The 11,251-nt window shown below is 31.0% G+C and carries 6 protein-coding genes and 1 tRNA gene; 1 reads left to right on the top strand and 6 read right to left on the bottom strand.

Going from position 1 to position 11,251, the window contains the following annotated elements; all coding sequences use genetic code 11:
• The first annotated feature begins 89 nt into the window (after positions 1-89).
• Positions 90-163, top strand: a tRNA-Asn gene (locus ACW9UN_RS06055).
• Positions 164-449: 286 nt separating this feature from the next.
• Here ACW9UN_RS06055 and ACW9UN_RS06050 read toward each other — a convergent pair.
• The 6 genes from ACW9UN_RS06050 to ACW9UN_RS06025 form a co-directional block, all read right to left on the bottom strand.
• Positions 450-2,039, bottom strand: a complete 1,590-nt coding sequence (locus ACW9UN_RS06050; protein ID WP_459484839.1) for a sulfatase family protein — start codon at positions 2,037-2,039, stop codon at positions 450-452.
• A 7-nt stretch (positions 2,040-2,046) separates the two neighbouring features.
• Positions 2,047-3,441 carry a sulfatase gene (locus tag ACW9UN_RS06045; protein WP_459484838.1) on the bottom strand — a complete coding sequence of 465 codons (1,395 nt, stop codon included), beginning with the start codon at positions 3,439-3,441 and terminating at the stop codon, positions 2,047-2,049.
• 39 nt (positions 3,442-3,480) lie between these two features.
• On the bottom strand, positions 3,481-5,247 hold the full coding sequence (locus ACW9UN_RS06040; RefSeq protein WP_459484836.1) for a right-handed parallel beta-helix repeat-containing protein: 1,767 nt from the start codon (positions 5,245-5,247) through the stop codon (positions 3,481-3,483).
• Between the two features lie 4 nt (positions 5,248-5,251).
• Positions 5,252-7,930: a LamG-like jellyroll fold domain-containing protein gene (locus tag ACW9UN_RS06035; protein WP_459484834.1), complete on the bottom strand. Its 2,679-nt coding sequence runs from the start codon at positions 7,928-7,930 to the stop codon at positions 5,252-5,254.
• A 20-nt stretch (positions 7,931-7,950) separates the two neighbouring features.
• Positions 7,951-9,258, bottom strand: a complete 1,308-nt coding sequence (locus ACW9UN_RS06030) for a T9SS type A sorting domain-containing protein (protein WP_459484832.1) — start codon at positions 9,256-9,258, stop codon at positions 7,951-7,953.
• A 156-nt stretch (positions 9,259-9,414) separates the two neighbouring features.
• On the bottom strand, positions 9,415-11,217 hold the full coding sequence (locus ACW9UN_RS06025; protein WP_459484831.1) for an alpha-1,3-galactosidase-related protein: 1,803 nt from the start codon (positions 11,215-11,217) through the stop codon (positions 9,415-9,417).
• Positions 11,218-11,251: the final 34 nt, after the last annotated feature.

Raw genomic sequence — 11,251 nt, 5'->3', positions numbered from 1 at the left:
CTTTTTATTGAAAAAAATTAAAAAAGTATTTGGCAATATTCTAAAAAGATATATATTTGCACTCGCTAAACCTAAATAAGGAAGCAAACTCCTCCTTAGCTCAGTTGGTTAGAGCATCTGACTGTTAATCAGAGGGTCCTTGGTTCGAGCCCAAGAGGGGGAGCAAAAAAAGTCTTAACTTACTAAAGTTAAGGCTTTTTTGTTTTTGGATTAACACCAAAAGTTGCTTGATTTTAAAGGATCATGGATCAAGGATCAAGTCCAAAAGTTGTGGGAAAAAATTAAGCATAAATATTTGTTAGTCTAAAAAGGAAGAATTCTATATTTCTTACCTCTTTAAATTGCCCTTTAAAAGCCTTTTTATTTGGCATTAAATGATTTAATTCAAATTATTGGGAGTGATTTGATTTTGTATCATACCTTTATCATTAGAGCTTTTGCTATAAACGCTATTGTTTTTTGATATTTTCAAAATCGGTGTTGTTTATCCAGCCAGATTTTACTTTTTCTCCCCTCATATATCTTTCGTAGAAATTTGCATTTCTATCTGGTTTGTAATCATCAAAAATAGCTCCATTACCAAACATTCTTGGGTCGTTTTGCTTTTTTAATTCGGCAATTAAGATCGCTTTAAGTTCTTTTTTAATTGTATTAAATTTGTTGTTATTAGCTAAATTATAGACACATTCATCATCAATACTTACTTGATATAGTTCTTCTTTTGGATGTTTACCAAAATTGAAATCCCAATATTTTTCTGTTTTTCCTTGCCTTTTTAAATTCAGGATTTCTGTTTTTGTTGGACTTCCATCTGTATTGGTATAACCAGTTTCAGGATTTCCTGCTGGCCAGCGTTCGTTTTCGTAGTTGATAAGAAACATAAAACCATCTTTTACAATTCCTCTAACAGGATATCCTACATCATTTGGTCTACCCACATCATGTCTTTCTTGACCCAAAAGCACATAATCTTTTTTATTTTTGATAAGGTCTGTTTTTTTTGAATAGAAAAAGGGAACTAAACTTTTACCTTGTATGGGTTTCATTCCTAACTTTTCTGGTGATTGTTCTGTAATATCCACAAAAGTAGCTGCGATATCCACAAAACTTACATAATCATCAATTTTACGTCCCGGATTTTGAATGCCATTTTTCCACATAATTGCCAAAGGCAAATGGTTTGAATGTTCGTAACTGAGTCCTTTTACTCTTGGAAAAGGCATTCCATTATCTGAAGTTACCACAACAATTGTGTTTTCTAATTCGCCTTTTTCTTCAAGAACTTGTAAAATTTTACCCAATTGTTCGTCAAAATATTCCAGTTCAAAAGCATAATCTAACATATCATTTTTTACAATATCAGATTGTGGCCAATAAGAAAAAAACGAATCGATTTGAGATAGTCTCTTTTTACCTAAACTTACTCCAGTTCCATATTCATATTTTCTGTGGGGTTCATGTCCTCCATACCAAAAATAAAATGGTTTATTAGCTTTTTTATTGGTTATAAAATTCTTAAAATTAGCAACATAGTCTATTTTAGAAATTCCTTTTGTGGGCACTTTTCTTTTGATTTTATTGTATGCTTTGACAAGCAGGTTTCTTTTAGTGCCATCTTTGTGTAATGCAGTTCCTGGAGCCCAACCTTTTCCTGTATAACCGACTTCATATCCTTTTTCTGCAAGAGCTTCTGGATAAGTTTTAAATTTGGTTGGAAAATACGCCAAATGATTTGCAGCTTCTTCTAGCTGCCAAGAATTTCTGCCTGTTAATATGATAGATCTTGAAGGGCCACATTTTGCATTAGGTGTATATGCATTATTGAATAATAAACCTTCTTTTGCAACCCTATCAAAAGCAGGTGTATTTACCCATTTTGAGCCATAAGCACTCATGTGTTTCCAAGTGGCATCATCTGCAATACAGAATAAAATGTTTGGTTTTTTATTGGTCTTTTTTTGTTGTGAATTACAGACTAAAGTTAAACCAATTGCAAATAAAGTTAATGTTGCTTTAAAAATGGAAATCGATATTTTCATAGATAAATTATTGCACTCCAGAGTATTGTTCAACTTTCATTTTTTGCTCCCATTTGATAAGTTTTTGAACCAATTCTTTTACTTTTTCAGGATGTTGATTAGAAATTTCGTTTTGTTCTTTCATATCATTAGCAATATTAAAAAGTTCTTTTTTACCACTTCTGTAAGCTAGTAATTTCCAACCTCCTTCTCTTACAGAAACATATAAATCTTCGTAGGCTCTGTAGCCAAATATTGGATCTCTTTCTAAAGTGTTGTGATTTTTAAGAGTTGATGCTAAAGAAACTCCATCTAAATCTTTGTATTGATTGACATTTCCACCAGCAATATCGACTAAAGTAGGGAAGAGGTCTGTAGATTGAACAATTGAATTATTAATAGTGTTTGGTGTTGTAACTCCAGGCCATTTTACAAAAAAGGGCACTCTAGCACCACCTTCAAATAAAGTTTCAGTCATTTTTGAACCTCTAAAAGGCGTATTCTCAAAATACCCTCCTTGGTCTGATAAAAATATAATTATGGTTTCTTTTTCTATTCCTTTTGATTTTATTGCATTTAAAACTCTACCTATAGATTCATCTGTAGCTTTAACCATTGCTGCGTAATTTGCAAATTTCCCTTCTAAACCTTTTTCTTTAAAATGCGCTAATAAATCTTTTCTTCCTTGGTGAGGTGTGTGCACAGAATAGTAAGAAAAGGTTAACATAAACGGATTTTCTTCATTGTAATTTGAAATAAAATCAACTGCTTCATTGGTTAGTTTATCTGTTAAATACGTATTTTTATCATCTGTATAATTACCTTTATAACCAAAATAAGGTGGATAATACGATTTTGGATGACCCGCGTTTGAAGTCCCAATTTGCTTGTCAAATCCTTGTTGTATAGGATGAAAATCTTCGTGACCCAAGTGCCATTTACCTATAAATAAGTTATAATAACCTTTCTTTGATAAGGCTTCTGCAAACGTGGTATGTTCTAGTGGCAACCAGTTTCTGCTGGGAAATTGTGCTGGGTCTCTTTCTAAATAATGAAATTCTTGATTCGTTCTTCCCAATTTATCAAATCCGTTCTTTTTTCCTCCTGGAATATGACGTACCATTTTTAAACGAGCAGGATGCTTGCCTGTAATTAATGTTGCTCTACTTGGGCTACAAGTAGGGCTTGCAATGTAAGCTTGTTCAAAACTTAATCCAGATTTTGCTAATGCATCAATATTTGGGGTTTCAAAAACTGAGTTACGAAAACCTAAATCTGCCCAACCTAAATCGTCTACAAAAAACAGCACAATATTAGGTTTTGTTGATTTTACAACTGTTTTCTGAGTTTTATTTACTGTTTTACAGCTTAATAGTAAAACAAGACTTAGTACTGGTGCAAAGAAAATTATATTGATTTTCATTGTTCATTTTTTGGTAAAAATTGAAAAATATGCAGTCTGTTAATCTTCAAAAACTAAATTGGTATTATTGTCTTTGAGAATCAATTCAGTTTCTTTTGATGGGTCTTTTGAATTGCGAATAAACCTATTATTTTTAATTATAGTGTTTACAGAACATTCTATAAACAAGGCGTGTTTATTGTATTTAAAAGTATTGTTGATAATGGTAATGTTTTTTATACCTTGCCAATCTGCTCTAGCTACACCACTCCATTTCTTTTTAGAATCTGGATTTTTGAGTTTGCCAACACTCATTTTTATGGTTGCTGCACTTTCTTCTTTTAAAAAAGCGGAGTCGTAACCACAATTGTTAAAAATATTGTTTTGAATTAAAATATTATTCGCAATAAAACCTTCTCCCCAATCTACACCATTTTCTAATGTAATTGCAGATTGACTTAAGTTTTGAAACACATTACGTTCTATAATTCCGTAAGAATTTTGTAGAAGAATTCCATATCTACGTGCATTTTTAAAGGTATTGTTTCTAATCACAAAAGATTCGTTAGATCTAGAATCTACATAAATAAGATCATTTTTTTTAGTTTCTCCAGTATGTAATTCAACATCAATAGGTTTGTCTAAGGTTATTTTCATTTGATTTTCTCCAAGAAACTTAGTCTCTAAAACTTTATATTGCCCAATTAAAATACCTTCTCTTGGATTGTATATATGAATAACTTCATCTTTTTGAATATTAAATTTAACGATGAGTTCTGTTGGCGATTTTTGCTTTAAAATATTTCTTTTGGTAGCTTTCATATTTACAGCATCATCACTATAGCCTTCAAAAAGAGAATTTTGTATCCAAGGGCCAAATTTACCACCATTTACGTGCATACAATCTGCATTTGCACTATGCAATCTGCCAGGTTTTAATTTTACTTGAGCCCCAATTATATTCCATTCTTCCATTTCAAAAGCATTGTAAGTGCCAGCAGGACTGGAATAATTAGTGTTGTTAAGGTAAGTAATATTTTTACTATGACCAGATTTAAAAACGCTTCTACCATTGGTTCTTGCCATATGTACATACAAATCTCCAACATTCATTGCTTTAAGAAGATTAATCGCCCTTATTGTAATTCTGAATACACCTGGAGATATTTCTTCAAATTCTTTAGAAGCAAAAAGGTTAGGAGCACCATCTTTTAATTTACCAGGAATATTAGGATCCATTAACATACCCCAAACTCGAGATGCTTTTTGAAACATTTCGTGACTTAATTTTGGAAAACCATTATCTAATTCTAAATCAAAAACACGAGCTGTCAAGTCTATATTTACTATTTTTCCTTGTGTAAATGGCAATGGGTCATAATCTATAAACAAATTTTTAAGAATAATGTTTTTCGATTTAAAAACACTAAAAAAGCCTTTTAAAGGATCGTGAATTATAAGTTTTGAACCATTTCCATCAATAATAATATTATTCGCGTTTTGTAGATTTATAATATGAGATCTTCTTTCTTGTTTTGGATTGCTAAATAAATCATATGTTCCTTTTTCAAAAATTAATTTTACAGCGGCTCCTGATGAAGTCATCTTTTTACAAAAATTTAGTGCTTTTGTAATGGCTAGCGCATCATTTTTACCATCATTTGGTTTTGCTCCAAAATCACTCAGCTTTATGTTCATACTTGTAGGAAAATCTACTACAGGTACGTTTCGTTTTGTTCTAAAATGATCTGGCAATGTAAAATTATATTGAGCGTAAGACGAAAACCCAAAAATGCATAAAATGAGTATTAAAATAGTTTTTTTCATCTGTTTATTCTTTTAAAATCTTAGTAATTTGTTGATTGTTAACCTTTAAAATATATAAACCAGGCGATAAATTTGATACATCAAAACTATCTGTATTAATGTTTCTTTCAGAAATATATTTTTTACCAAGAAGATTATAAATAGTAAGAGATTGGATAGGTTGACTAAAATTTATCTTACCTTTTGTAACAGTTGGATATACTTTTATTTTATCATCAAGGATATTAAAATCTTCTGTTGATAAGGCTCTTTGCCAATCATTATATATTGATTCTACTTGAGCACCACATAATTTATAATCAAAAAATCGGATGTCACTGATTAATCCTTTAAATCTTGGAACAAAATCGACTTTATTATCAGCTGTGTTTATCAAAACATTTTTGCCTGTTTTTGTTTCATTAGAAGCAACACTGTTTTTATACAATTGGATACTAAAAAAAGTATTATTTTCGGGAACAGTAACTGCAACATGGTTCCATTTACCAATATCTAAAGGCAAATCATCCATTTTAACAAAATTATTGTCATTATCTGTAACTCGTAATACCCCATTTGTTTGTATTTGTATGGCAAAAACACTCCCTTCTAAAGGTCCTCCACTATATAATAGCGTGTGGAAAATAGCTTCTTCTGGTTTTATCCAAAAAGAATAGCTTCTTGCTTGGCCTTTTAGTGGTCCAGCATAAGGAGAATTATCATTTTTATTGATTAAACTTAGACGTCCATTACCAGCTGTATTTACTTTGAAAGCATTCCCTATTTCTGAGTCTATAAAACCTTGAATAATTTCACCATCTGTTGTGTTTATTTCAACGCCAATGTTTTGATTACTTCCAGTATTTCTGATAGTTTTTTCTTGTGAAGCATCATTCAGTATAAATTGAAAATTAGCATTGGGTAGAGTAGCTTCTTTTGCAGTGTTACTAACGTTTCCACTATTTAAAATAGTAATATCTTCAGGGTTTTCGTCACTACCAAGTGTGATATCTTCATCTCTATGGCAAATAAAATTATTGCTTACTGTTAAACCTTCAATATTCTTTAAGTACATCCCTTTTTTATTGTAAAGGATGGTATTACCTATTATTCTGATATTACTATGTGCTCGGTATTCGCTTGTTTCTGTCCCACAAAATCGTCCATTTCTAACACATGGTATTTTTACTTTAGCAAAATCTACAGATATAGTTGCAGAATTTTCTTCTTCGATAAAAGAATTATCGTAACCACAATTTTCGAATCGATTGTTACGGATTTCAATTTCATGAGCTCTAAAACCTTCACCCCAATCAACACCATTTTCAATGCGAATACCAGCACCACTTAAATTTTGAAAAAGATTATTTTCTATTAGTGCATATTTGCTTTGTATAAGAATTCCATATCTTCTTGAATTTCGAACAATATTATTTCTAAAAATAAAAGATTCATTAGAACGACTTTCTACATATAATTTATCTGCCAATTGATCATCGTCTGCATTGATAGTGGTCAAATTAACAGCATTAGAAAGCGTTATTCTAAATAAATTACTGCCTAAATTTTGTACAGCACTAACTGTTGCTGTTCCAATAAGTACAGCATCTCTAGGGTTGAAAAACTCTAATTTTTCTCCAACATCTAAATCGAATTGGATTGTAATTTCTGTGGGACTGTGTATTTCTTTAATAGTTCTTCTAGAATATTTTATATTCATAAAATCATCAGAAAAGCCTTCAAAAGAGCAGTTTTCTACCCAAGGACCAATATAATTACCATTTGTATGCATGGCATCAGCATTAACACTGTGCACTCTACCTTCTTTTAGTTTTATATGACAGTTGATTACGTTCCATTCATAGCAATCTCTAGAATTAAAACCACCAGAAGCACTTGCGTAACCAGTAATGTTCATATAAGTAATGTTTTTACCTTGTGTATTTCTCATTAATGTAGCACCATTATATCTACCAATATGTACAAAATAATCGCCAACTTCTGCATTAACCAAAGTGTTAGCATTTTGTCCACCATATCTATAGGTTCTTGAGCCAATTGATTCAAAGAAACGATTGTGTGGAATTAAATTTCTTGTACCTTCTTTAATACCTCCTTTTGCATTCTTGAACATTCCCCATCTTTGTGGTGAGTTAAAAAAAGGATCTGTTGTTGGTTCTGGTGAAAAGTCTTCTAAAACAAAATCAAAATAACCTTCAGTTACATTTATGTTTGTAACTATTCCTTGAGAAAAAGGAAGTGTAGCATGGTCTATCGAAAAATCTTTTAAAATGATGTTTTCACAACGAAGTAAAGCCAAAAAGCCAACTGTTGGATTGTGTAATAGAAATTCTGCATTTTGTCCATCCCAAAGTAATCCATTAATATCTGCTATATCAATTATGTGTGAAGAAGTACCAGCATACATAATATCGTAAGTACCAGATTCAAAAAGCAAACGCACTGGGTTTTGAGCTGTAGCAATATTTTTTACAGCATTTATGGCATTTCTAATTGCAGTAACATCATCTAAACCATCATTAACAATTGCACCATAATCAGAAACATTAATTGTTGTTGTTGTATTCAATTCTAATAAAGGTAGCTCACGCTGAACTCTAAAAAAAGAAGGCACAGAACCCAATTGTTGAGCGGAGCTACTTAGTGTAAACAACAAAATAAAAATTACGGAAATGTTTCTCATAATGCGTTTTTATAAACTATTTATTTCTTGATGAATTTTTCTATTTTTTTATTATCAAAAACAATCAAATACAATCCTGAACTCAAGAATTCAACAGAAATTTCTTCTTGATTATTGGTTTTAGTATGCTTTAGGGTTTTTCCATTCAAGTCAACAATTTTTACATTGTTCTGAGGCTTGCTGAAAAATATTTTATTTGATGTTAAAGTTGGATAAGCAACTGCTTGAATATCTTCATTAAAATCATTTACAGATAATGATGTTTTATTTACTAAATATCCATCACTATTTAAAGCAACAGCATCACTAACTCCGTCAACAACTATTTGCGCTAATTGTGCAGTAGTTAAACCTGTATTATCTGTTCCAAATCTTAAAACACCTTCTTTATAACCTGTAATATTTAAAGTTCCGGAATTCCATTCTACTTCAGAACTATTTGCAAAAGCTAGCTCTGTAATACTTGTGTCAATATCTAAATTTAAAGTACCATTTGCAGTTCCTCCAGCAAATGTTATTGTTCCTATACTATTTTGATTTTTATTGACATCAAACATAAAAGAACGGTCTCCATTTATAGAAATATTACCTTTATAAACGTTCATTCCGTTTACTTCTATAGAACCATTTATTGCATTGATCTGTATTTTTCTATCAACAGGTAAAAAAGTATTATCATCTGCAGAATTTACAATAACTGACGCATTTGCACCAACCCAAACTAAATCACCTTCAAAATTAGGGTTATTAGATGTGCTACCAAAAGTGGATATTGTATTTGCATTTACTCTTAATGGAGCAGTACCTGCAATTGAACCATTGAAATTAAAGTTATTACTTGAACCAGTTTTGGCTTCAAGTGGGGTGGTTAATGTTAATAACGAATTTTCTGAAAAAGTGATTGAGTTTCCAGAACCATTTTGATTCCGCATTAAGGTATTTGCTATTCCTGCTGTGGTGGAGTTATTAATAGTTAAGTTTCCATTAAAAATTAAATTGATATTCTGATTTGAAACATTTTCAATTCCCTGCACAGCATTAGCACCAGCATCTATAGTTAAAACACTAGTTCCACCAACTGTGGCATCTCCAGGAGTACTAAATGTAGTTTGAATTTTCTTAATTACAAAATTTGAATCGACCTTTGATTCTAATATTAAAGGTAGACGAACAATCGCTGTGTTTTTAGTATTTGGAACCGTGTCTAGTGACCAATTTCCATTTTTAGACCAGAGTAGGTCACCTCTACCATTAGTGAAATCATTATTTTGAGCAAAGCCAATTGCAGTGAATAATAAAGCTAGTAGTGTAATGTAATTTTTTCTCATAATGTAAAATTTAGTAGTTATTTCTATCTGTTAGTTCATATGATTTGTACACGATCAAAATTAAATGAAAATGTAATTTTTCACTTTTAGTGATGTAACATAAACTTTATGAAATGTAACATCGGTATTTATTTTAGTGTAAGTTCGTTGAATTATTCAAAAGCCTTTGTTCTTTTTTACAACAAGTGTTTTTTTACTTTGTTCATCCGCTTCAATCGCTATTTTGAAATCGCCTTTGTATTTATTTTTTTCCACAACAGTGTTCTTACAGTTTTTCAATTCGATTAGTGGAGTATTTGGATATAATTCTGGAGCATTGTTCGTTTTTATAATAATATTATCTTTTATGACAAGTCCATCTACTCTATCTGCCCATACAATTCTGTTTCCAAAAGTTTTTATGGTGTTATTTATGAAACGTATATTTTTATCATATATAATGGATGTATCGTAAGATTTTCCCAAACGTGGTGTGATGTTCAAAATGGCATGTTCTGCCCCACTGTATGCACTATAATCGAACATATTGTTTTGTATGAATACATCATTGACAGCCCCAGATTCGTACCAAAAAAATGTTTCTCCTCTAAAAAAAATAGACGACATCATTGAAGAAAAATAATTGTTTTCAATTACTGTTTTTAATGGTGTTTTCAAAACAATATTTCTAGCTCTATGGTTCTTAATGGTGCAGCCTCTCATGGTAAACTCAGGATTCCATGTTTTGTTTTCCAAAATATCTCCAGGTTTGAGGTCTTTTGGAATTTCAGCATTAAAACGAACTTCACTAAACTCTTCGTTTATTAGTTTTACGTTGTTAACCAGACCAATTTCATTACGTTCTGGAGAAGGTTGTTTTATAAACCACATCTCATCTCCAGGGCTTGCAAATTCAAAACCACGTTGTTCAAAATGCACTAATTTTGTTCGTACAGTTTTATGATCAATAACTTTATCAATAACTACATAGGTGCCATGAACATTTGTACCATCATCAAGCATGTTTTCGAACCTACAGTTTTCAATCAATATTGTACCTTTGCAGTTCGCAAAATGTGTAGCATCTGCAGTTGTAGATATTACCCTATTTGTACCATCTCTTAGATAAATTCCTGAATTTAGTAATTGAATATTCTCTGATAATTCAAAAAGAAACCCCATACCTAGAGCATGATGAATAATAATATTATCGAGCTTAATATTTGATGATTTCTTAAAATCGAATGCTGGTGCATAACGATCATGCGCTCTATCTCCTTTCGAACTTAATAAAGAGCCTACAGGTGGATAATGTTTTAAGAATTCGTGAAATCTTAAATTTCCATTCTCTAATTTTTCTACCCATCTAGGATGACTTTCAATATCCCAAGCACCATGAATAGGTCTTTTCTTTTGAGCGTCAAAAGCTAATGTACTGCCCAAGATATTGTAGTTAAAACCATCTACATTTGGAAACTGTAATCTTCCTTTTTTTAACTTCCAAGAAAACCCTTTTGTAAAGGGTTTTATATCTCGCCAGCCTTCTTTTTCATTTACACCAATTACTTCTCCAAGAAAGGTAAATGGAATATCCCAATCAATAGTAAGGTTACTTATGGTTACTGCTTCAGAATTGTTGAATAAAAATGGCATTATTTGTCCATGAAAAATAAACTCAGCACCATTACCATCAATAGTAATTTTTCTAAATTTACTTAAATCAAAAACGATACGCTTATAGCCATTGCCATGATTTGTAATATCTAAATACTTACCAAAAGCATAATCTGGATTGAACTTATAAATCCCTTTTTTAAATACTAAATGTACATCTTTTGTTTTGGTATTTTCTATAATATTTCTAATTACAAGTGTCATATCACCCTCTTTAGGTGATATAACTATTGGGTTCTTTACTTGTGCTATAGTCCAATAAGAACACGTAACAGTTAAAAGGGCAACTAAGAGAAACCTTTTCATGTTTATTATTATTTAAGATTGATTTTGTACTAAA

It is taken from the genome of Polaribacter litoreus, from assembly GCF_054584775.1.
Note: the sequence above shows the minus strand (reverse complement) of the source record. Positions and strands in the feature narration are given on the sequence as shown.